Annotated in this window: 21 protein-coding genes and 1 pseudogene; 7 read left to right on the forward strand and 15 right to left on the reverse strand. The window is 66.6% G+C overall.

Translation table 11 applies throughout. The features are described from left to right. Positions 1-547 precede the first annotated feature (547 nt). Together A37U_RS0129770 and A37U_RS0129775 are read right to left on the reverse strand one after the other, a co-directional pair. The gene (locus A37U_RS0129770) at positions 548-2,911 is read right to left on the reverse strand and encodes a glycoside hydrolase family 65 protein (protein WP_020500326.1); all 2,364 of its coding nucleotides are present in this window, start codon (positions 2,909-2,911) and stop codon (positions 548-550) included. Continuing rightward, a complete protein-coding gene (locus tag A37U_RS0129775) occupies positions 2,904-3,653 on the reverse strand; it encodes an HAD family hydrolase (protein ID WP_040589136.1) in 750 nt (249 codons plus the stop codon). The genes A37U_RS0129770 and A37U_RS0129775 overlap by 8 nt, the downstream gene beginning before the upstream one ends. A gap of 201 nt (positions 3,654-3,854) precedes the next feature. Between A37U_RS0129775 and A37U_RS0129780 the strand changes: the two genes are divergently transcribed. From A37U_RS0129780 to A37U_RS0129790, 3 genes are all read left to right on the forward strand, one after another. Next, positions 3,855-4,466: a type 1 glutamine amidotransferase domain-containing protein gene (locus A37U_RS0129780; RefSeq protein WP_020500328.1), complete on the forward strand. Its 612-nt coding sequence runs from the start codon at positions 3,855-3,857 to the stop codon at positions 4,464-4,466. A gap of 83 nt (positions 4,467-4,549) precedes the next feature. Beyond that, complete coding sequence (gene tal, locus A37U_RS0129785) at positions 4,550-5,662, forward strand: transaldolase (RefSeq protein WP_020500329.1); 1,113 nt, start codon at positions 4,550-4,552, stop codon at positions 5,660-5,662. Continuing rightward, complete coding sequence (locus tag A37U_RS0129790) at positions 5,659-7,506, forward strand: transketolase (protein WP_020500330.1); 1,848 nt, start codon at positions 5,659-5,661, stop codon at positions 7,504-7,506. The genes tal and A37U_RS0129790 overlap by 4 nt, the downstream gene beginning before the upstream one ends. Before the next feature lie 14 nt (positions 7,507-7,520). Here A37U_RS0129790 and A37U_RS52725 read toward each other — a convergent pair whose 3' ends face one another. The 5 genes from A37U_RS52725 to A37U_RS46045 form a co-directional block, all read right to left on the reverse strand. After that, positions 7,521-7,685 (reverse strand): hypothetical protein, encoded by a 165-nt coding sequence (locus A37U_RS52725; RefSeq protein WP_020500331.1) that lies wholly within the window; start codon positions 7,683-7,685, stop codon positions 7,521-7,523. Further along, positions 7,682-8,644 carry a non-homologous end joining protein Ku gene (gene ku, locus A37U_RS0129800; RefSeq protein WP_020500332.1) on the reverse strand — a complete coding sequence of 321 codons (963 nt, stop codon included), beginning with the start codon at positions 8,642-8,644 and terminating at the stop codon, positions 7,682-7,684. The genes A37U_RS52725 and ku overlap by 4 nt, the downstream gene beginning before the upstream one ends. Before the next feature lie 83 nt (positions 8,645-8,727). After that, complete coding sequence (gene ligD / locus A37U_RS0129805; protein ID WP_020500333.1) at positions 8,728-9,618, reverse strand: non-homologous end-joining DNA ligase; 891 nt, start codon at positions 9,616-9,618, stop codon at positions 8,728-8,730. A gap of 15 nt (positions 9,619-9,633) precedes the next feature. Beyond that, positions 9,634-10,602 (reverse strand): non-homologous end-joining DNA ligase, encoded by a 969-nt coding sequence (ligD, locus tag A37U_RS0129810; protein ID WP_020500334.1) that lies wholly within the window; start codon positions 10,600-10,602, stop codon positions 9,634-9,636. A gap of 314 nt (positions 10,603-10,916) precedes the next feature. Further along, positions 10,917-11,375 (reverse strand): STAS domain-containing protein, encoded by a 459-nt coding sequence (locus A37U_RS46045; protein ID WP_083934007.1) that lies wholly within the window; start codon positions 11,373-11,375, stop codon positions 10,917-10,919. A 332-nt stretch (positions 11,376-11,707) separates the two neighbouring features. Between A37U_RS46045 and A37U_RS48705 the strand changes: the two genes are divergently transcribed. Next, on the forward strand, positions 11,708-12,049 hold the full coding sequence (locus A37U_RS48705) for an STAS domain-containing protein (RefSeq protein ID WP_051111775.1): 342 nt from the start codon (positions 11,708-11,710) through the stop codon (positions 12,047-12,049). A gap of 44 nt (positions 12,050-12,093) precedes the next feature. On the opposite strand, the gene A37U_RS0129830 is transcribed toward A37U_RS48705, so the two are convergent. From A37U_RS0129830 to A37U_RS0129855, 6 genes and pseudogenes are all read right to left on the reverse strand, one after another. Next, entirely contained in the window at positions 12,094-14,070 is a 1,977-nt protein-coding gene (locus A37U_RS0129830; protein ID WP_026197743.1) for an aconitate hydratase, read from the reverse strand. Between the two features lie 42 nt (positions 14,071-14,112). After that, positions 14,113-14,337: a hypothetical protein gene (locus tag A37U_RS0129835; RefSeq protein WP_020500338.1), complete on the reverse strand. Its 225-nt coding sequence runs from the start codon at positions 14,335-14,337 to the stop codon at positions 14,113-14,115. Between the two features lie 34 nt (positions 14,338-14,371). Continuing rightward, positions 14,372-15,022, reverse strand: a complete 651-nt coding sequence (locus A37U_RS0129840; RefSeq protein WP_020500339.1) for a hypothetical protein — start codon at positions 15,020-15,022, stop codon at positions 14,372-14,374. Positions 15,023-15,058: 36 nt separating this feature from the next. Further along, positions 15,059-16,426, reverse strand: coding sequence for an NAD-dependent succinate-semialdehyde dehydrogenase (locus A37U_RS0129845; RefSeq protein ID WP_020500340.1), 1,368 nt, complete (start codon positions 16,424-16,426; stop codon positions 15,059-15,061). A 287-nt stretch (positions 16,427-16,713) separates the two neighbouring features. After that, positions 16,714-17,847, reverse strand: a complete 1,134-nt coding sequence (locus A37U_RS0129850; protein ID WP_020500341.1) for a glutathione-independent formaldehyde dehydrogenase — start codon at positions 17,845-17,847, stop codon at positions 16,714-16,716. A gap of 31 nt (positions 17,848-17,878) precedes the next feature. Next, positions 17,879-18,163 (reverse strand): annotated as a pseudogene (locus A37U_RS0129855) (CocE/NonD family hydrolase); the annotation flags it as partial. Between the two features lie 108 nt (positions 18,164-18,271). Here A37U_RS0129855 and A37U_RS55125 point away from each other — a divergent pair. From A37U_RS55125 to A37U_RS46065, 3 genes are all read left to right on the forward strand, one after another. Beyond that, entirely contained in the window at positions 18,272-18,880 is a 609-nt protein-coding gene (locus A37U_RS55125; RefSeq protein WP_157183111.1) for a glycosyltransferase family 2 protein, read from the forward strand. Between the two features lie 308 nt (positions 18,881-19,188). Then, entirely contained in the window at positions 19,189-19,623 is a 435-nt protein-coding gene (locus tag A37U_RS48710) for an STAS domain-containing protein (protein ID WP_020500343.1), read from the forward strand. Next, positions 19,623-20,042, forward strand: a complete 420-nt coding sequence (locus tag A37U_RS46065) for a DUF6292 family protein (protein WP_020500344.1) — start codon at positions 19,623-19,625, stop codon at positions 20,040-20,042. The genes A37U_RS48710 and A37U_RS46065 overlap by 1 nt, the downstream gene beginning before the upstream one ends. A 36-nt stretch (positions 20,043-20,078) precedes the next feature. On the opposite strand, the gene A37U_RS0129875 is transcribed toward A37U_RS46065, so the two are convergent. After that, complete coding sequence (locus A37U_RS0129875; RefSeq protein WP_026197745.1) at positions 20,079-20,924, reverse strand: DMT family transporter; 846 nt, start codon at positions 20,922-20,924, stop codon at positions 20,079-20,081. Positions 20,925-20,991: 67 nt separating this feature from the next. Continuing rightward, positions 20,992-22,233, reverse strand: a complete 1,242-nt coding sequence (locus tag A37U_RS0129880) for an AI-2E family transporter (RefSeq protein ID WP_020500346.1) — start codon at positions 22,231-22,233, stop codon at positions 20,992-20,994. Positions 22,234-22,662: the final 429 nt, after the last annotated feature.

Below are 22,662 nucleotides of genomic sequence, written 5' to 3' on the forward strand. Positions count from 1 at the left end.
GAACGCATCAGTTGTCCTTTCCCTCGCGGGAATCGACTACCCACTTGCGGCGCGTCCATGCACACGAATCAGGACGCGACGGTGATACCGAGTATGAGCACCCCGATGAGCAGCCAGGTGGCGTAGTCGCCGATGTGACCCGAATGCATGGCATGCGGCCAGGCCGTCAGACGATGGCCTGCACCCCAGGGACGGTCGCCACCACAACGCACCCGCGGCGGTCACGATGGAGGGAACCGATCGGGTCGCGACGGTTCCGAGGTATCCGGTGTGCTCGAGCAACCCGGCGCCCACCTGCGCCGCAAGCTCCGAACTGCCGGGCACTCAGCCCGATCAGCAGCAGCACGGTGATCGTGGTGCGCATCGTCACGGAGGCTTTCGGCAATACCGTCCTGCCCTCCGGAGCTTCGCCCTCCCCACTGGTGCGCTCGCTCGTGTCGCCCGGGCAGTCCGGGAACTAGTGGACCCATGATGTGATTGCATGCCCCGGCCGCAGCCGTGCCAAGCATCGGATCGACCACCGATCAAGCATCCCGGTGCTGGGAGGTCATGCTCGGGTGTTGCGCCTCCGTGGTCGCCGCCCCGATGGCTGCTCGGGCTCCGGCCGCGCGGATCCGGGTAGCGGCGGCACCTGTTTGCTCACGGCCTCGTCGGGTGTCACCAGGATCGGGTCCCCGTAGTGGGCCAGCTCCAGTGGTTCACCGGAAAGCAGCCGGTAAGTGGCCCAGTCCGGGGTGATCTGGACTTCCACCAGACTGTCCCGCATCCGCAAGCGGAACGTCAGCCGCTCGAGCGCGCTGGGAAGACGCGGCGCGAATGACAGGTAGCCGTCGTGATCGCGCATCCCTCCGAACCCGGCGACCACACTGGTCCACGCGCCCGCAAGCGAGCCGATATGCACCCCCTGGGAGACATTGCCGTGCAGGTCGTTCAGGTCCGTCAGACAGACCTCGGCGAAGTAGTCGTAGGCCAGATCCAGGAAGCCGGTCTCCGCGGCCAGAACCGCCTGCGGCGCAGCCGAAAGCGAGGAATCACGCACGGTCCTGGCTTCGTAGTAGATGAAGTTGTGCTCCTTCTGCCGCGCATCGAATGCGTCCCCTCGCAGGTACATCGCGAGTACCAGATCGGCCTGTTTGACCACTTGTTTGCGGTAGAGGTCGAAATACGGGTAGTGCAGCAACAGCGGGTAATCCGATTCGCCTGTCTTGTCGAAGTCCCATTCCGCGTGCGCGGTGAATTCGCTTGACTGCTGGTGCACACCGATCGCCTCGTCGAACGGGACGAACATGTGGTCGGCGGCCTCGCTCCAGGCTTCGGGTTCCTGCGCATCGACGCCGAGCACGCCCGCCACCCTCGGGTTACGGGAGCAAGCCCTGGCGGCCTCACGCAGATTGCGCTGAGCCATGAGATTCGTGTAGGCATTGTTATCGGCAACCGCGGTGTATTCGTCGGGGCCCGTCACGCCGTCGATCCGATAATTTCCCTCGCGGTCGTAGTGTCCGAGCGAATGCCACAATCGGGCGGTCTCCACCAGGATCTCGGTGCCGTATCCCGCGTCGAACCTGGAGTCCCCGCTCGCCGCGAAGTAGCGGGAAACGGCATCGGCGACATCGGCACTGACATGGAACGCCGCTGTCCCGGCCGGCCAGTAGGCCGAGCACTCCGCTCCGTCGATCGAACGCCAGGGAAACGCCGCTCCGCGCTGACCGAGCAACCGCGCGCGACCCCTTGCCTTGTCGAGCGTACTGTAGCGCCATCGCAGTGCGTACCGTGCGGCTTCGGGCATCGTGTAGGTCAGCACCGGAAGGACGAACGTTTCGGTGTCCCAGAAGGCATGTCCTTCGTAGCCGGGTCCGGTGAGCCCCTTTCCGGGGATGGCACGGCTTTCCCCGCGAGCGCCGGCCTGCAGTACGTGGAACAGTGCGAACCGCACCGCCTGCTGAAGCTCCGCGTCACCGTGCAGTTCGATGTCCGCGGCAGACCAGAACTCCGCCAGGTAGTCACGCTGCTCTTCGAGCAGCCCTTCCCAGCCGGTCTGCAACGCCCCGGCGAGCGCGGCGTCCACCTGAGCACGCAGGGCCGGCGCCGAACGCCGCGCGGACCAGCCGTAGCCGACGTATTTGGTCACACACAACCGTTCGCCGCGAGGCACATCCACCGCCAAGGAGAGCCTGGCAAGGTCTGCCTCCGCGGAGATGTCGGTGCGCAAGCCGTGCGGAGTCTCGATCCGGTGGTCCATCGCCGCGGCCATGCGCAGCCCGGAGTTGCGCGTGTGGTGGTTCAGGACCGCGTGGTATTCGCTCGCGTCGGCGAACTCCGGAACGAGCGGGGCATCCAGAGCCACCGAGACGCGAGGGTCGTTGCTCTGTGGCGCAATCGGTTCGTTCGCCAGCAGATCCGACTGCACGACCAACTGCATATCCGCGTCCAATGGCCAGACCTCGTAGCGCAGCGCCATGACCGCGCGCTGGGTGAACGAGACGATCCGCTGCGAGCGGACCAGTACCCGGCGCCCGGTCGGGGAGATCCATTCGGTCGACCGGGCCAGCGTCCCGGTCCGGAAATCCAGCACACGCTCGTGCGATGTGGTCTCGCCATAGCGCACATCGAACGGTTCGTCTTCCACGAGCAACCGGATGATCTTGCCATCTGTCGCATTGACCATCGTCTGGCCGTCTTCGGGGTCCCCGTACCCGGTTTCCGCGTACGGTAGCGGATGCTGTTCGTGGAAACCGTTGAGATAGGTACCGGGCAGGGCCCGCGGCTCTCCCTCCTCGAGGGTGCCGCGGATACCGATATGCCCGTTGGACAGCGCGAAAAGCGATTCGGTGCGTTCCAGCGCCGTCAGTTCGTGTTGCCGCCTGCGCAGGCTCCACGGCTGGGCGTCCCGGTTGTTCCTCGACTCAGCCATCCGATCCCTCCAGCAGGTCCGCCAGATCGGACACGACCACGTCCGCGCCCCGTTCCCGCAACGCCGCGGCCTGATCCGAGCGGTTCACCCCCACCACCGGGACGAAACCACCTGCCCGGCCCGCGGCGACCCCGGCAAGGGCGTCCTCGAACACCGCCGCGTGCCCCGGTTCGGTGTGCAAGGCCGCGGCGCCGGCGAGGAAGGAATCCGGAGCAGGCTTGCCCACCAGTCCCTGACGTTCGATGACGAGACCATCCACGACCACCGGAGCGAGCGCGGTCAGCCCCGCCACCGCCAGGACCTCCGTGGCGTTCGCCGAGGCACTGACCACGCCGACCCGCAGGCCTGATCGCCGCACCGCCGAAAGGAAGCGCACCGAACCGGGATAAGCCCGCACTCCCCCGCGCTCGAGTTCCGCGCGCAGCCGGTTGTTCTTGGCCGTGGCGACACCATGCACGGTCGGTTCCCGCGGGCCGTCCGCTTTCGTCCCGTCGGGCAGTTCGATCCCCCGCTCCGCCAGGAACGCGCGCACTCCGTCCTCGCGCGAGCGCCCGTCCACCAGCCGTGCGTATTCCTCGTCGCTGAACGGGCGCGCCGCCGGACCCTCATAGCTGCGCACCAGATCGTCGAAGGTCTGCCGCCACGCCGCGCGATGCACCGCAGCGGTATCGGTGAGCACTCCGTCGAGGTCGAACAGGACGGCCTCCACCGTAGCTGGCAGGCCGAGCTCGCCGTGCAGCATGGCGGCCGGTTTCCGGGACAGTGCCCTCTGGTCGTCTCCGCGTTTCATGGTCACTTCTGCGGGTACCCCGAAATCGAGAAGGACACACATGCCGGCCACCGATGAAGCGAGGAACGAATGCAAGGCCCACAGGCGAACCCGCGGCGCACGGCACTCGACGACGATCTCCAAGCCGAGCCGCACGAACAGCAATGGCCACAAGTGGCCGAGGAAGTACGCGTGGCGGCCTCGGGCGATTCCGGGACCGGTGAGCAGACCGCCGCGCTCACCGGTAAACGTGTCGCCTTCCTCACCGCCACGGAAGGAGTCGAGCAGGTCGAACTGGTGGAGCCGTGGCGCGCGGTGACACAGTGCGGCGGCACCGCCGAACTGCTTTCCGTTCCCGGTGCGCACGGACAGGTACAGGCTTTCCATCATCTCGACAAGGCGGACACCTTCGCCGTGGACAACACCGTCGACGAAGTCGAGCCGCAGGCCTATGACGCACTGGTGCTTCCGGGGGGAGTGGCCAATCCCGATGCACTGCGCATGGACGACACCGCCGTGGCCTTCGTCCGGGAATTCTTCGACCGCGCCATCCCGGTCGCCGCGATCTGTCACGCGCCGTGGGTGCTCGCCGAAGCGGACGTGGTGCGCGGCCGCAGGCTCACTTCATGGCCGAGCCTGTGCACCGATCTGCGGAACGCGGGTGCCACCTGGGTCGATGAAGAAGCGGTTCTGGACGGTTTCCTGCTCACCAGTAGGAAACCGGACGATCTTCCGGTGTTCAGCACACGATTGATCGACCTCGTCGGCACCCGGCTGCGCGCCTGACACCGGTGGGCCGGTCGCTTCTCCCACGGAAGCGGACCGGTCCACCCGAAACCTGCGAGATCCTGACGACACAGGGAGGATGGATGACCGAGCCACTGCGGCTGCTCGACGAACACGGCCAGAACGTGTGGGTCGACGACCTGTCCCGAGCGATGGTGCGCTCCGGCGAGCTGGCCACGCTGATCGACCGCGGGATCACGGGTGTGACATCCAACCCGACGATCTTCCACACGGCGATCACCGAAGGGAACGCCTACGACGACCGGCTCGCGGAGGAACTGCGCCGACAGCGCGATCCGAAAGAGATCTATCTTTCCCTGGTCGCCGAGGACATCCGGGACGCATGCGATCTGCTACGGCCGAATTTCGACCACGATGGCGCGGGGCTGCGCGGATGGGTCTCGCTCGAGGTCGATCCACGCCTCGCCGACGACTCGGTAGCCACCGTCGAGGAAGCGAAGCGTCTGCACGCGCTGATCGACCGGCCCAACCTGTTCGTCAAGATCCCCGGGACCCTCGCGGGACTGGCCGCGATCGAGAACACCGTCGCGCTGGGCATCCCGGTCAACGTCACACTGTTGTTCTCCGTGGACCGTCACCGCGCCGCGGCACGCGCGTACCAGCGCGGACTGTGCAAGCTCCGGGCAGCGGGCGGCGACCCGGTCTCGACGCCCTCGGTAGCCTCGTTTTTCGTCTCTCGCGTCGATTCCGCGGCCGATCGCCGCCTCGAGGAGCGCGAGGGGCCGGCGGAACTGCGGTCCACCTTGGCCATCGCCAACGCGAAGCTGGCCTATCAGAACTACCTGGACCACCTCGACGAAGCGGAATGGCAGGACCTCGCGGCGGCCGGAGCCCAGCCACAGCGGTGCCTGTGGGCTTCGACCTCGGTGAAAGACCCCGCACTTCGGGACGTCTCCTATGTGGAGGCACTGGTCGGGCCGGACACGATCACGACCATGTCGCGCCCGACCATCGAGGCTTTCGGCGATCACGGCACGGTCGATCCGAGCCTGCGCGACGGGCTGGAGGACGCACGGCGAACCCTGGAGCGCTTCGCCGAGGCCGGTGTCGATTACCAGGAGCTGACCACCGCGCTCGAGCGCGACGGTGTCCACCGGTTCACCGACTCGTTCATCGGTCTGCTCGAGGCCATCGCCGAGAAACGCGATCACTTCGCCGAAGGGGGTGCCCGATGAACCGCGAAGAATTCCGTGCCGAACTGGCGGCCGCGCTGCGGGTCGATTCGGTGCGGTGCAGCACGGCCGCCGGGTCCGGTCATCCGACCTCCTCCATGTCCGCCGCGGATCTGCTGGCCGTCCTGCTCGACGGTCACTTTCGCCGGGATCTGGGCGATCCGGCCGATCTCCGTGGTGACGAGCTCATTTTCTCCAAGGGGCATGCCTCACCCCTGTACTACGCGGTCCTGAAGGCCCTCGGCCTGGTGACGGACGAGGAGCTGCTCACCTTCCGCGGACTGGGCAGCAGGCTGGAGGGCCATCCGACACCGCGCGCCCCGATGACCCGTGTCGCGACCGGTTCACTCGGCCAGGGACTACCGATCGGCGTCGGGGTCGCTCTGGCGGCAAGGGACCTGGAAAGGCTGCCGGAGCACCGGACCTGGGTCCTGTGCGGCGACTCCGAACTCGCCGAAGGCTCGGTCTGGGAGGCCTTCGCCCATGCGGGGTGGCGACACCTCCACAACCTGACCGCCCTCGTGGACACCAACCGGCTCGGGCAGACCAGGCAGACCATGCTCGGCTGGGACATGGACGCCTACGCGGAGCGGGCCCGCAGCTTCGGCTGGCGTCCGATCGTGGTGGACGGGCACGACCTCGCCGCGATCGACGAGGCGCTGACCGAGGCCACTCGTACCGAGGACCGGCCGACAGCGGTATTCGCGAAGACCAGGAAAGGCCGTGGGGTCGCCGCCGTCGAGGATCAACTCGGGAAACACGGAAAACCGCTCGATGAGCCGGAGCAAGCGGTCACCGAGCTCGGCGGCAGGCGCGATGTCCAGGTACGGCCCCGCGCACCGGAGACCGCGGACGTGCCACGTCCTTTCCCGGTATCCGGTAGCGATCACGGTCCCCGCTGGGACCTGGAGAAGCAGGTGGCGACCCGCACCGCCTATGGAGAGGCGCTGACCGCACTGGCCGCCGAACGCGGTGATGTGCTCGCCCTCGACGGGGAGGTGTCGAACTCGACCAAGTCGGAGATCTTCGCCACCGCGTACCCGGAACGCTACTTCGAGATGTTCATCGCCGAGCAGCAGATGGTCGGCGCGGCGGTCGGGATGCAGACGCGCGGCTGGGTGCCCTTCGCGTCCTCCTTCGCCGCGTTCCTCAGCCGTGCCGCGGACTTCGTTCGCATGGCGGCGATCTCCCGTGCCCAGCTGTGCCTGGTCGGCTCGCACGCGGGCGTGGCGATCGGCCAGGACGGGCCCTCGCAGATGGCGCTCGAGGACATGGCCATGCTGCGGGCGGTGCCCGGCAGCGTGGTATTGCACCCCTCGGACGCCAACCAGACGGCCGCGCTGGTCCCGGCGCTCGCCGAGCATCGCGGTATCGGCTATCTGCGCACGCTGCGCGGTCCGACAACGGTGCGGACCGCGCCGGAGGAACCGGTATCTATCGGCGGGAGCCGTATCGTGCGGCGCAGTCCCGAAGACACCATCACACTCATCGGCGCGGGAACCACCGTGGACGAATGCGAGCGGGCGGCCGAGACCCTTGCCGCGCGCGGAATCGCCGCCCGCGTGCTGGACTGCTATTCGGTCAAGCCGATCGATGCCGACGCGGTGCACACCGCGGCCGAGGCTACCGGAGCCCTGGTCACCGTCGAAGACCACCGGCCACAGGGCGGTCTCGGCGACGCCGTACTCGAAGTCCTCGCCGAATCGGCTGTCCGTCCCGTGGTCCGCAAGCTCGCCGTCCGGTCCATGCCGTTGTCCGGGCGACCAGAAGAACTGCTCGCCGAGGCGGGCATCGACGCGGCCGGGATCGTCGAGGCAGCCGAATCCCTTGTCGGCCAGCCTGTATGACGCGGCCCGGCGGTTCACCGCAAGCGTTCGACGAACCAGTGCCGGTCCGCGCCGACATCGCCACAAGCTGGGTCGGTGCACACCGGACCGGGCGCCTCCTGGTGCGGCTCCGGCTCACCGGAGAGCAGCGTGCCGTGACAGTGGTCGAGCCCTCGTGCGCAGTCTTCACAGTCGTTCACGAGGCCCGCCTGCCCTTTCGCTCGGCCTCGGCGACCGCCTCGGCCAGTTCGTCGCGCCCGAGTTTCGAACGGCCGGGGACGCCCAGTTCACGCGCCCTGCGCTCCAGTTCCTTCTTGGTGAGCTCCGCGCGGCCTCCGGGCTCGTCCTGCCTGTGGGAGGCGGTACGGCTTCGCCCGCTCCGCCGTCCCTTCGGTTCCCCCGCGCCGCGCACGCTGCGGGACAGGGCTTCGAACAGGTCCACGACCTCGGTCGCCGGTTCGGGGTCACGAGCCGGTCGCACGGCATGCCCGGCCCGCTTGTCCTCCAGCAGCTTCCGGACACGTTCGGCATAGGTGTCCGCATAGTCCTCCGGTCGCCATTCCGCGGACATCGAGTCGATCAGGCTCAACGCCATCTGCACCTCTTTGTCCCGAACCTGCACCTCCGGCCCCTCGGCGGGCGTACGAACCTCATCGGCGAACAGCAGAGTGTCCAGGGCAAGAGTGGTTTCGCCGGCCCGCAAGGCCGCCAGATATTCCTTACCCCGCATGACAAACCGGGCGATTCCGGCTCGTCCGCTCTGCGCCATGGCCCGCTGCAACAGCGCATACGCTCGCCCGTGCTCCTCGCTGCCCGGCGCAAGCCAGTAGCTTCGCTGGAAGTACACCGGATCGATCTGTTCGGTACGGACGAAAGAATCGATATCGATCGTGCGCGACCGGCCCGGGGCGATCTCGTCCAGTTCGCGCTGCTCGACGTGCACCACAGTGCCGTCCTCGAACTCATACCCCTTGACGATGTCCTGGTAGTCGACTTCTTCGCTCGTTCGCTCGTTCACTCGGCGGTACCGGACCCGGTCGTCGGTGTCCCGCTGGTACTGCCGGAATCGCACACCGTGATCCTCGGTGGCGCTGTGCAGTTCCACCGGGATCGTGACCAGTCCGAAGGTGATCGCCCCTCGCCACACCGGGCGCGCCATCGAGGGCCTCCTCCACGCTGTCGCCGTCTACCGGCCTGGTGTTCCCCACTCCCGGACCGGTCAAACACGGCACCCGTGGGCGCCTACTCCCCACTCTGGAACAGTTCGGCCGCCCGTTCGGCCGAACCGGGTGCCGCACCGATCGAGGACCAGGGATCGGTCTTGCGCGCCAGCCGGGAACGCATCGCTCTCGGAGCCCAGCCATTCGGCGTGGCCCTGCCGAGTTCACTCCAGTCGAGCGGGGTGGCGATCGGCGCTCCCGGACGGGCGCGCAGCGAGTACGGTGCGATGAAGGTCTGCGCGTACGCGTTGCGGTTCACGTCCAGGTAGATCCGGTGGCCGCGGTTTTCCTTGCGGTGTTCGGTGGTGAGCCGATCCGGTTCGGAAGCGGCAAGCCGCTCGGCGACCCCGGCCGCGAGTTCGCGTACTCGCCCGTAGCCGGACCGCGCATCGAGCGGCGCCACGACATGAAACCCGCGCCCGCCCGTGGCCTGGAGGAACACGGGAAGCTCCAGGGCACGCAGGCGGTCACGAACCTGGCGTGCCACCCGGCGCAGCATCGATACGGCCGTTCCGCGCGGCGGATCCAGATCGATGACCAACCGGTCCGGGTTCTCCAGCGCACCGGTCTTCGATAACCACACGTGGAATTCGACGGTCGCCTGATTGGCCAGATACAGCAGTGTTTCCGGGTTGTCGCACACGACGTGGTGCACCGGCGAACCGGTGCCGTGCACGGGCACCGTCTCGATGCGCAGCCAGTCCGGAAAGTGTTCCGATGCCTCCTTCTGGAACCAGCCCTCGTGCTGAATGCCATCGGGATAACGGCGCAGCATCAACGGCCGGTCGCGCAGGTGCGCCACCATGTTCTCGGCCACGGCCCGGTAGTACTCCACGACGTTCTGCTTGGTCAGCCCCGATTCCGGGAAGAAGAGCTTTTCCGGGTTGCTCGTGCTCGTCGATCCGGTGGCCATCGCTTTTTCCTCCGCTCAATGCTGTTCGCGAACCACGTCCGCCGGGTCTTTGTCCGTACGAAGCCCGGTATAGCGCGGATGACGCAGTCTCCCGTCCCGGGTCCATTCGCTGAACTCGGTCTGGACGACCAGCCGCGGACGCACCCAGTGACAATCCCGTTCCGGTATCCGGTCCGCGAAGGGGCTCACCTCGGTCTGGTACCGGCGCAGCATGGCGCCGAGCGAGCGCAGCGTCGCCGTGGTGAATCCGGTGCCGACCTTGCCCGCGTAGCGCAGCCTTCCGCTCCGGTGGTAGCCGAGTAACAGCGCACCGAATTCCGCACGAGCCCCGGAAGGCTCGGTGAATCCGCCGACGACGAACTCCTGGCCGAACGCGCACTTGAACTTCAGCCAGTCGTGCGACCGGCCTGCTTGATAGGGGGCGCTCGCCCGTTTCGCGATGAGCCCCTCCCACCCGCGACGGCAAGCCTCGGCGTAGAACCGTTCCCCCTCGGTATTGCGGTGCGCCGAGTACCGGAGCACACCGCCGAAGCCGAAAGCCGCCGAGAGCAGCTGTTTACGCTGGCGTTGAGCCAGCCCTCGGACGTCGTGGCGCTGCCAGTGGAGCAGATCGAACAGGTAATAGGACACCGCGACACCGGTGGCGGCGATGCGTGCCGGATCGGTCAGCCCCAGCCGCTTCTGCAAAGTACCGAATCCGCGATCCCGGCCGGCGGCGACGATTTCGCCGTCGACCGCGAAACAGGATGACTCCACGGCACGCAGGGCCGCGACGACTTCCGGAAAGACCCGGTCGAGAGCCTGTCCGCTGCGCGACCACAGCCACACGCGAGAGCCCTCGCGCACGCCGATGGCCCGCACCCCGTCCAATTTTCGTTCGTAGATCCACGCCTTGTCCGAAAACCGCTGTTCGGTGAGCGCGGCCAGCATCGGTGCCCGCCAGCCGGGCTCTTCGCCATCCCACGGTTGCGCCGCACGCACCATGCAGCGGGGCTACCCGGAGGTTCCCCGTCTCAACCGTCCCGCCACCGCTGCCACCGTCGAGGTTTCAGCGGAAGCCACCCCGGGAACGGCGACCGTATTCGGACAGTGACGAAAACGAGGGGCATGACGACTCGCACGGCGCCACGAACCGGTGTGTACCTCTCGCCACGGAGCGGTTCCGCTTCTTCTCCGGAGTCCGCCCGGCTACCCGGACACGCGGCCGTCGTGACAGCAAATCCGTTCCGGTCCCGGACGCGACATCCTGCAGGTCCGGACGGAGAGCACCCGGATTGCCTCCGGAAATCGCGTCGCCGTCACCTGACCTCGGCCACCGCCGTCCGGTACCGTGCCCAGGCGGCGGCCGCCGCGACGGCCTCGGGTCGATTCTCGTACCAGTACAGAACCTCTTCCGCGGCCGTGACTTCCAACGACCGGCGCACCGCGAGCGTACGGACGACAACGGCGAACTCCCGCTGGTCGAGGGCGAACTGCCGGGCAGTGCGGACAAGTGTCTGCACCCCGCAAAGCGCGAGGAAGCCGACCGCGCGGAGGTCGACGACGACCGAGGCCAGCAGGTTGTCCCTGGCCACGCTTTCCAGCTCGTCACACAGCACGGGTTCGGTCTGCAGATCGATGTCACCGATGACGGTACAGACCGCAACACCGGAAGAAGGGCGCTGCCGGACGGCCCGCAGCCGTTGCTGTCGACTATGGGTTTTCTTCCGCGGCAAGAGCATCTGATCAGCAGAGTAAGAAGCCGAAAGATCGGACATGGTAATGACTCCCCATCCACGACGGAGCTCACACCAGGCCACGAACCCGCCGCGAAACCCGCCGAAATCGGCGAACTGAACGCCGGCTCGTGGTCTGAACCGATGTCCTCAGGATAGGGCGATTCGGCTATACGGGCAATGAACACCATCACCCGTTCGGAGGTTTCATGCGCGCGTCAGCAATGCGTTACGGTAAAAGGCTCGTGGTTGACACAGCAGCTACGTCCGGATGGCGCGTGTTCCACCACTCGATCAGAAACACCGCCGTCCGTCGAGCACTCTGCGAAGTCGTTCCCATGACGACGCACACTGCAATCTCGTAGTACGGAGGCATGACAGTGACCACGAAACCGGGAACCGGAAACCGCGATCCCTACAACACCGTGCCGATCATCCGATTCGACGGCGAGATCGACCTGCGAACCGAGCCCCGGTTCGCCGCGCGGATCGACGAGGCGCGCCAGCACGAGCCCCGCGCGATCCTGATCGACTTACGGGAGGTCACCTTCTTCGGTTCGGCGGGTATCCGCCTCCTGGCCGATCTCGAACACGAGTGCTCTCGCCACGGCAGGCGGCTCACGGTGCTGCCCAGCCCACCCGTACGCAAGGCGCTGCGGCTGGTCGGCATGCTCGGCAGGTTCGAATTGGCCGACCGGCGCGCCGACGTCGCCTGAACGGCAAGCGCCGAGGTCGGTCGCCGGGGGCCACCATCCGTTGGTCACCCGACGGCCGGTTTGTCCTCGGCCAGTGCGGGAATCAGTCCACCCGCCAACACGGTGTGTACCTGCCGCGGCGAAAGGCGGTGGCGCACGCCGAACTCCTCCTGCTTGGTCATGTCCTGCACGACGATCGTCTCATCGCCCTGCAGAACCGTGTGCAGGCCGGAAATTCGCAACTGGTCCCCCACCTCGACGCGCTCCAGATCCCGCTCCTGATCGAATTCGAGCGGAAGAATGCCGAAATTCACCAGATTCTGCCAATGTATTCGGGCGAATGAAATCGCGATGACGACTCGCAGGCCCAGGTAACGTGGCGTGATAGCGGCATGCTCCCGTGACGATCCCTGACCATAGTTCGCTCCGGCCACGACGATGTGCTCGCCTTCGGTCCGCGCCGCTCGCGCCGGATAATCCGGATCCAGGCGGGTGAACGTGAATTCGGCGAGCTCCGGGATGTTCGAACGCAGCGGCAGTGCCTTCGCTCCGGCCGGGGATATCTCGTCGGTCGAGACATTGTCTCCGGCACGCAGCAGCACTGGCCCCGTGACGGTGTCGGGTAGTGCGGAAAGGTCGGGAAGCGCCGAGATATTCGGCCCTTTGACCGGTTCCACAGCGCGGGCCTGTTCCACGGGCAGCGGTGCCACGAACGCCGAACCCGTCACCTCGGTTCGTTGCGGGACGGTGAGTTCCGGCGGTGCCAGACCGTGTCGGCGGGCGAACGCGGTGGGGTCGGTGATCGTCCCGGTCACCGCGGAAGCGGCGGCCGTCTCCGGGGAGCAGAGCCACACCGAATCATCCGGTGTCCCGGAGCGGCCGGGAAAGTTACGGGGAAACGTACGCAAGGACTGCTGGCCCGGAGCGGGCGCTTGGCCCATACCGATGCAACCGAGGCAACCGGTCTGGTGCAGTCTCGCTCCGGCCCGGATGAGCTCCACCGTCGCGCCGGTTCGTGTCAGGTCGGTGAGAATCTCCCGGGAAGCCGGGTTGATGTCGAGGCTCGTCGTGTCCGCGACCCGGTGCCCCCGCACCATCGCCGCGACAACACTCAGATCGCGCAGCCCCGGGTTCGCTGAGGATCCGACCACGACCTGGTGCACCGGTGTACCGGAGACCTCACGTACCGGCACCACCTTGTCCGGCGCGGAAGGCTTCGCGATCAGCGGCTCGATACTCGACAGGTCGATCTCCTCGGTCAAGTCGTAGCGCGCGTGTTCGTCGGCAAGCAGTGGGACGAAATCCTCGGCCCGCTGTTCTGACTCCAGAAAGGCACGCACCTGCTCGTCGGCGGGAAAGACCGTGGTGGTCGCCCCCAGTTCGGCTCCCATGTTCGCGATCACGTGCCGGTCCATCGCGGTGAGCGTGTCCAGTCCCGGACCGTGGTATTCGATGATCCGGTTGCGCCCGCCGGACACCCCGTGTCTGCGCAGCATCTCCAGGATCACGTCCTTGGCCGAACACCACGGAGGAAGCGAACCGGTCAATCGCACGCCCCAGATCTGCGGCATCCGCACGTACAACGGCTGGCCGGCGATGGCCAGCGCCACCTCGAGTCCGCCGACACCGATCGCCAGCATGCCGAGTGCCCCGGCGGCGGGGGTATGTGAGTCGGAACCCGCCAGGGACTTGGCCGGGACACCGAACCGCTGCATATGGGTTGGATGCGAGACGCCGTTACCCGGCCTGGAAAACCAGATTCCGTAACGCTGGCACGCGGTTCGCAGGTATTCGTGGTCCTCGGCGTTCTTCTCGTCCGATTGGAGCAGGTTGTGGTCGACGTACTGGACGCTGCGTTCGGTACGAGCGCGATCCAGCCCGAGCGCCTCGAGCTCCTGCATGACCAGAGTACCGGTCGCGTCCTGCGTCAGCGTCTGGTCGATTCGCAGCGCCAGCTCCGCGCCCTCGGGTACCGGCTCGCCGATCCGGTGCCGGTCGATGAGTTTCTGGGCGACACCGCGGCCTTCCATTCGTGCTTGCATATCTGGTCACCTATCCTGGCAGGGAATGTGGCAATCGCGGCGTCAGCCCTCCGAACGTTCCCTGCGGAGTTTCTCCTCGAGCGACTCACCGTCACGTTGCTCGGCAGCGGTCAGGCCGTGCCCCGTTGCCGCCGTCCAGTCCTCCGGCGGTTCCCGGCCCGACTCCAGTGGATCCTCGGCAAGGGTGTCCTCGTCCAGCTGCTCGCTGACCTGGATCGCCTCCGGTGTGCTTTCGACCTGCTCATCGCCGCGTTCCTCGTCGGCCATGACACGCGCTCCTTCCTTTTGCACGGTGCTCGCGCTATCCGGCGACCGCTTCGCGCACCTGCGCGGCCGCGCTCGGCCGTAATCCGGCCCGTACCAGTGCGGCCGCGGCCGCGGGAAGCCGCTCGGCGGCCACAAGGTTCCCCAGTGCCTCGGGGTCCTCTGGCAGACCGAGCGCTTTCGCACCCTGTAAGGCTTTCCGGTCGAAACACGGGCGCAGCTCCGGCCAGATGCCCTGCACCTCCCGGCAGAAGATGTTCGCTCCGGTCGGCCCGATCCGTGGCAGCTCGGTGAGCCGTTCCCTGACCCCGTTCGCGGACCCGTCCGCCCGCTTGCGCAGCTGACGGAGGTCGCCCTGATACTCACGGTGCAGCAGCTCGGCTCCCTGCCCCAGCGCCGTGGCCGTCTGCTCGTCGTAGCGCCGGTACCCGGCCCTGCCGAGCGCATCGACACGCTGCTGCCAGGTCGCCGCGGCCATCCGCCGCGGACTGGTCATCCCCGCCTCGGTGAGTTCCCGGGACGCGGCGACCGCGATCTCGGCCTTGATCCGCGTCGAGAGCAGCAGGGCGAGCACCGAGAGCCGGTAGAGTGGCGATGGTTTGTCGGCCAGCCGGATACCTGCTTGCTCGGCGTAGGTCCGCCCGCACATCTCGAGCGACCGCCGCATGATGTCCCCATCCGTGGTCATATCGGTCGGTTACCCGGTACTCGCGGCCGTGAAACCTCAGTCCGCCAGCCACACTGTTTTCGGGTTGGTGAAGGACTGGACACCGAACCGGGCCAGCTCGCGACCATAGCCGGAATGCTTCACACCGCCGAACGGCACCTCGGGCGTGGACGCGGTGAACTCGTTGACGTACACCATCCCGGCGTCGATCTCGTCGATGCAGCGCCGTTGTTCGGCCTCGTCGGTGGTCCAGACGCTGGCACCGAGCCCATAAGGCGAGTCGTTGGCGATATCGAGAGCCTCACGCACACTGGCGGCCCGCCAGACGAGCGCCACCGGGCCGAAGAACTCCTCGCAATGGCCGGGAGAATCCGGGGGAACCTCACACAATACCGTTGGCGGATAGAAGTTTCCGTCTCCCTCGCCCGGCGTTCCGCCCGTGACCAGCCGCGCTCCCGCGGCGATGGTGTCGGTGACCTGCCGATGCAGTGTGCGAACGGCCTCCTGCGAGGACAACGGTCCGAGTTCGGTCTCGGAGTCCATCGGATCCCCCATCCGCACGGCCTCGAACTGCTCGGTGAGCCTGTGCAGAAACTCCTCGGCGATGTCCTCGTGCAGGATGAAACGCTTGGCGTTGATGCAAGATTGGCCGTTGTTGAGGATTCGGGAATGGACCGCGGCCGAAACGGCACGGTCCAGATCGGCCGAGGCCAGCACGATGAAGGGATCGGTGCCGCCCAGCTCGAGTACCGTGGGTTTGATGTGCCGCCCGGCCGCCGCGGCAACCGCACTGCCCGCCGCTTCGCTGCCGGTCAGCGTCACCCCGCGCACTCGCTCATCAGCCACCACCGCTTCGACCTCCGACGAGGGGATCAGCATCGTGGTGAGTACCCCGTCACCGCATCCGGCCTGCGCTACGACCTCCTCGATCGCCAGGGCACACTGCGGGACGTTCGATGCGTGCTTGAGCAACACGGTATTGCCTGCCAACAGGGCGGGGGCAGCGAACCGGAAGACCTGCCAGTAGGGGAAATTCCACGGCATGACGGCCAGGATCGGGCCGAGGGGCTGATATCGGGTGAACGCTCGGGCACCATCCACCGTCCATGGCTCATCCGCGAGCAGGCCGGGGCCGTGGTCGGCATACCAGTAGCAGCCGGATGCGGCCTTGGCTACCTCGGCACGCGCGGCTCCGATCGTCTTGCCCATTTCTTCAGTGGCCAGCCGGGCCAGGCGTTCGGTGTCCCGCTCCAGCACTGAGCCGATCGCCCGTAGTTGCCGGGCCCGCTCGGCGACCGATGTCGACCTGCGCGAACCGAAGGCCTTGCGCGCACCGTCGAGCGCATGCTCGATGCCGGCACGGTCAAGGGGTTCGAAGGTTCTCGACACTTGCCCGGTCGCGGGATTGATGCTGTCGATCGGCACGTCGTTCTCCTCTGGTAGAAGGCGGGCTGTTCGTTCTCCGCTGCCGCGCGATGACGGGACAACGAGTCAGGACCATGCACAGGGCAGCAAAGCGGTAAGGCGGACCGAGAAGGCTCGGCACCGCGGCGCGGCGGAATCCGTCTCGGCGAGCGATACGGTCCGGGTGGATTCACCCTGTACCGAAGCCGTCCCGGGACAAGCTGATCACAGCCCTACCGTTATGTCTTCCGGAGAAGCCATGTCCTCGCAGGCACACGGCCCATTCGAGGAGGCGGCTGGCGCCGGTGTCACGGTTTCAGGATGACTTTGGTCCAGCCATCCAGCCGTTGATCGAAATTCTCATAGGCGCTCGGGGCCTGCAGCAGTGACAGCTCGTGGGAAACGAGGAAGGACGGTTTCGCCCGGTCCCGGTGAATCAGCTCTCGCAGGAACCGGTTATAAGCTTTGACGTTGGCCTGACCGGTCCCCATACGCTGGCCCTTGAACCAGAATTCTCCCATGTCGAAGGGGAGCTTTCCGTGCTGCGCGAGCTCACCTTCCGCCCCGGGATCCTGCGGGAGAAAGGCCCCGACGACACCGAGCGTTCCGGTCACCTTGACCGAACTGACCAAGCGGTTCATGGTCGACTCCGGATGTTCGCGCCCACGTGGGTCATGGGCATGGAAGCCGACGCACTCACACCCCTTATCCGCTCCGATCCCATTCGTGCGTTCCAGTATCGCGTCCACCGGGGAGCTCTTCGAATCGTCGATGGCCGTGGCACCGATGGCCTCGGCCAGCTTCAACCGGTCCGGGTGCCGATCGACGATCATCACCTCGCTCGCACCCCGCAGATAGGCCGAGTACGCGGCCATCAGTCCGACGGGCCCGGCACCGTAAACGGCAACCGACTCACCGGGCTGAACGTCGGCGAGCTCCGTGGCGTGATAACCGGTCGGGAAGATATCGGCCAGCATCACGTAGTCGTTCTCTTTCTCCACGGCGTCCTCGGGCAGGACGAGACAGTTCGCATCCGCCCAAGGGACCCTCAGGTATTCGGCCTGTCCACCGCTGTAGGAACCCATACCGGCGAAACCATAGGCGCCACCGGGAGTGTCGGAGTCCACGTTGAGGCAGAAGGCGGTGTTGCCTCGTTCGCAGTTCCCACAGTGCCCGCAACAGACGTTGAACGGCAGACATACCCGGTCACCGCGGCGAACGTGTTCCACCCCTTCACCGAGCTCCACCACTTCCCCGAGGTTCTCGTGGCCGAGCACGCGTCCGTATTCCATCGGTGTGCGTCCCTCGTACATATGCAGGTCGGAACCGCAGATATTGGTACTCGTGACACGGATGACGGCATCATTGGGATTCTCGATACCGGGGTCAGGGACGTCCTTGATCCGCACATCGCGGGGCCCGTCATAGACAAGTGCCTTCATTGGTGGAATTGCTCCCTTCAGCACGGCTTCATGGCCTGTGATACTGGCCTACCCGGAAATCGGCTGCCCGAACCATCCGTCCGCGCAGCATCGGCTCGTCCATCGCGCCGTTGTCCGCGTCCTTGAGCCAGTGATCCCACCACTGCACCAGCCCCTGCAGGAATCCGATGGCCGGGTTCACCGAGATGCGGGTATTTGTGCGACCGCGGTCCGATGGGCCTCTGCGCGGCACGGCCAGCTCGGTCATCAGGCGGAGCACCGCGTTCGAATAGCCGTCCGCCCAGCCGCTCACGGCCAGTACCGGGATGCCGAGCGCGACGTCCTGATCGACCTGTACGAACGAAAACCCGATGACCGCCGGTGTTCAGGCGATCGCCGTGGTCATCCCGGCCCACGACGAAGCGGCGGCTTCACGGTGATCGTGGTGGCCGACACCTGCACCGACGAGACACCGTGGCGCGCTGCCCGGGCCAGAGCCCAGACGCACACGGTCCGGTGGCACAACGTCGGACGCTCACGTGCCGCAGGCGTAGACGAGGCTCATCGACATTTCGGCGCCACCGGACTTTGGATCGCCTGCACCGATGCCGATTCCGCCGTCCCACCGGATTGGCTGACGAACCAGCTGCGGGCGGCGGTATGCGGCTGGGATGCCTTCGTCGGAACGGTGCGACTCAGCGCCGGTCCACGGCACGCCTTCGACGCGCGCTACCGGGCCCGGCAGGGACATCGCCACGCACACGGCGCGAACCTCGGCGTACGTGCGCAGGCGTACACAAGAATAGGCGGATTTCCACCGTTGGCAACCGGAGAAGACGCCGGCCTGCTGGCACATCTGCGGGCATATCGGTTTCCCGTACTCGCCACCTCGGCGGCGCCCGTGCGCACCAGTGCCCGGTTGGACGGGCGAGCACCCCGCGGGTTCGCCCACGATCTGCGAACACTGGATCACACCACCGGATCGGCGAGACAGCGCCTGTTCGCCGCAGGACCCGATGAACCCAGCACTGGGGAACACCGAGAGTCCCGATAGTAAAAAATCGTAAAACACCATCGGAATTCCGTGAACGGAGTTGTCTTCCCGGGCCTGGAGGGAATATATTCGCGGGACGGTTCAAACCACGTGCCGCGTTCCGCGTTTCCTGATCAAGTCAGCAGGGAGCTGCGCCGTGGTCGGGGGCGGTACAGCTTCCTGCTGACACTCTGTCAAGCCAGGAGTTGTGCCGAGTGACGCCATCCTCTATCGGATCCACGCATGCGCAGCAGAGCCACGCACACCACGGTTCGCTGGTGTGTGCCCATCCATGGCTGCATCTGTATCGGTATTGTCCACAACGGGACGTGCTGGTATGCCGCACTGTCGGCGAGGTGGATCTGCTCACTGCCCCACTGCTGGCACGCGAGTTGCGCAGCATCGAGAACAACGGCCAGCGGGTGCGCACGGTCGTGGTCGACCTCTCTGAAACCACCTTCCTCGGCGCGGCAGGGGCCGATGTCGTGCTGCAAGCCAGCGCACGAGCCCTGGCCGAGCGCCGCGAACTCGCAGTGGTCGGCCGGACCACGGCAGTGCGGCGCACATTGCAGATCACCGGCATCGAAGAGGCACTGCATCGGTATGCCTCGGTGTCCGACGCGGTCGGCGCCGCCCGCCTCCACACCCGGCACCTGCGCACGATCAACGACCACTCCAGCCGGGACCATAGCCAGCCGAGGATGCCTGGATACCCCGCGACGCTGCCCGAACACCACGCTGAACGGGCGTCGGGAACAAGATAATGTACGACGAATCCGATATCGACTGGCTGGATTGGGCCCTGCGCACCTATGTACACCGGGTCGCCGCCGGATTCGGCCTCGGTCCGGGCGCCACCTATTGTGAGGTCGCCGAACTGGCCAATGCCTACATCGCACTCGCCACCCCCGCGCCACACCGGCCAGACCGCGAAGCCGCCCTGGTCTGGGACCAACGGTACGGATGGGCATTCGGTATCGAGACATACTCCGGCGAAGACCTGCTGATCCTCGCTTACCACACCGAAAAACTGCTGCCCGAACCAGACGCCGTCGTCACTTTTGTCAAATCCGTCCGCGCCGAACCCGAGAACTACCCCACCCCAGCCGACCCACCGCGGTTCGACACCACGACCGACGAACTGACCAGACAGCTTTTGACCTATCTCCCCGTGGTCGGCTAGCACCACCGGCAGACCCCACATCGAACACCCGGAGCCTTATCGATCGATGGCCGTGTGGCGAGCGAGCCCGATCGCCGCGAATACCAAACACGCGCCGGAAATCCCTTCGAACACCAGTGCGGTCCCCGAGACGCGCATCGTCTCGTTCAACGCGACGACACCGCCACAGGTGGCCACGAGCGGATCGAGCACCGTCAGTGGCGGCAGTGAGGCCGCCAGGGGCCCTGCACGGAACGCGGCCTGTTCTACGATCACCGAGGCCAGTGCCATGGCCAGCAACATCCAGACCGGCCAGTCCATCAGGACCGGTAGCGGTCCGTCCCGGATCTGGAGCAAGCAGTACTTTCCCAGCACACTCACGATACCGAAGCCCAAACCCGTGCTGGCACCGAGCAGAGCCGCACGATAGCGGGACAGTGTTCCGTTCGCGAGCACGGCCAGCACCGCGGCCAGCCCCAGCGTCGTCAAGGCGCTCAGGAGCAGAGTCGTCCGGTTGATCTGGCCGGGCGAGCCGGATTGTGGGCTGGCGGCCAACAAAAAGGCCGTCAAGCCCGCGAGCAGAATTCCTGCCCACACCACCTCGGCCCGCTCCGGCCGGCGCCGCTGCAAAAACCCATTGGCCGAGAGCGCGAAGACGAGCTCCGTGGTCAGTATCGGTTGCACGATGGTCACCGGCCCCATCGCGAGCGCGAACGCCTGCAGTGCCACCGCAACGAGCCCTGCCGCGGAACCGGCCAGCCACACCGGCCGGGTGGCCACCCGCACCCACCAACGGGCTGTGGCATCGGTGTGGGTTCCCGTTACCCCGTGATGCTGGAAGCTGGTGTTGACCGCGAACCCGACCGCCGCGCCCAGTCCCGCTCCCACCGCTATCCACTGCATCCTCGACGCACCTTTGTCCCGTGGTTCGGTATCCCCGTACGGCGATCGCGGCCTTCGTGCTCGACGGTCATCTCGTATCGGACCGCCGTCCGATACGACCAGACCCGTTGTCGCCTCGCCGCGATCGACAGCGGCCGCCTCGGACGAGGCGTATGAACCACCGGGCCACTCTTCGCGGACCGGCCGGCTGCTGGGACATGCTCTCCGGCGCCCGGCCCTGCAAGCGACGTGTGCCGGAAACGAGCACGGTCAGCAGTGGTACCGCGAACAAGGCACCCGGGACTCCAGCGGCGACGGCTCCGACCGTGATGGCCAGAACGATAGCCAAGGGGTGCAGGTGCAACGTGTGGCCGAGCAACAGTGGCTGCAGCACATTTCCTTCCAGCTGCATCACGACCACCACCACGACCAGCATGATCAGCGCCGCTCCGAGCCCGTTGGTGACCAGAGTGACCAGTACCGCGACCGCACCGGCCAGCACCGTGCCCGCGATCGGAACGAACGCGCCGAGAAAGACCAACGCCGCCAGCGGCAAGGCCAATGGCACCCCGAGAACCAACAACCCGATCCCGATTCCGAGCGCGTCGCCCGCTGCCACGAGTATCGTCGCGCGCACGTAGTAGGTCAGCGCGGAGAAACCGGCATGCCCCGCGGTTTCTATCCGGGCCCGCTCGCGCGCCGGGGCCGCCCGGACCACGAAATGCCATATCGCGGCGCCCTCGTACAAGAAAAAGATCAGCGTGAAGATTGCCAGCGCGATCGCTGTCAGGCCCTCGGCCAGGGTGCTGAGCGCCCCGGAGAGTAGACCGGTCTGATGAGCTCTCGCCATGGTGATCGCTCGATTGACAAGATCCTGCAGTGTATGCGGAGACAACCGCAGCGGCCCGGCCGCCAGCCACCCATTGATCTGCTGAATACTGTCACCCAGCCTGCCCTGCAGACCAGGAAGCCCAGTCAACAGTGCGTTGATCACCGCGCCGAGCACACCGCCGATGATCACGAGCCCTCCGATCACCGCCAGTGCCACTGCGACCGCGCGAGGCAGCCCCCATCGCACCAGCCGGGTCACGACCGGATGCAGCAGCGCCGCCAGTAACAATGCGACAGCGACCGGGATCACCACCACGGCCAGATAAGCAATCAGGTAGCCCAGCACCACCAGCCCGGCAAGACATACAAGGCCCCGCCAGGCGAACGCCGCGCTCAGTCGCCAGCCAAGCGGCAGCCGATCATCGACCGGATCCCGTTCCGGACCGGGATCCGGTGACTTCTCGGCGGTATCCGGACCGGTACCGTCATCTGCCCTCACGGGGCCTGCCTGATCAGCCATCATCCGGCGGTATCGTCGCGACCACACCAGCGGCCGTCTGCGGCGTCCGGGTGGCCCGCGGTCCGCTGTGCCTTCCCTGGCGATGGCGGTCAAGCCATCCCGTCACACGCATTCCACGAGAGCGCCCGGTATCGCTTAGCTCCATGGTTTACCGAAGTACCCGGGTTTCATCGACCGAATCGCATCACGCCCGGATTCACGTATCGATGACCATGCCGAACCAAGTGAAGCGCCGGTTGTCCTGCCGTGAGCCCGGGCGGCGCAGTCACGCCCGAGCAACAGGGCCGACATGCGACAAGGGGGCCGGAGACTCTCCCTTTACTCAGGCCCCGATCATCAACCGCGAGACCGATCGTCGATTCCACTTTCTTGCGAACCGGACATCGGTTCCGGTGGCAAGGTCGTGGT

The organism is Sciscionella marina DSM 45152 (genome assembly GCF_000379465.1).
In the GTDB taxonomy this organism is placed as follows: domain Bacteria; phylum Actinomycetota; class Actinomycetes; order Mycobacteriales; family Pseudonocardiaceae; genus Sciscionella; species Sciscionella marina.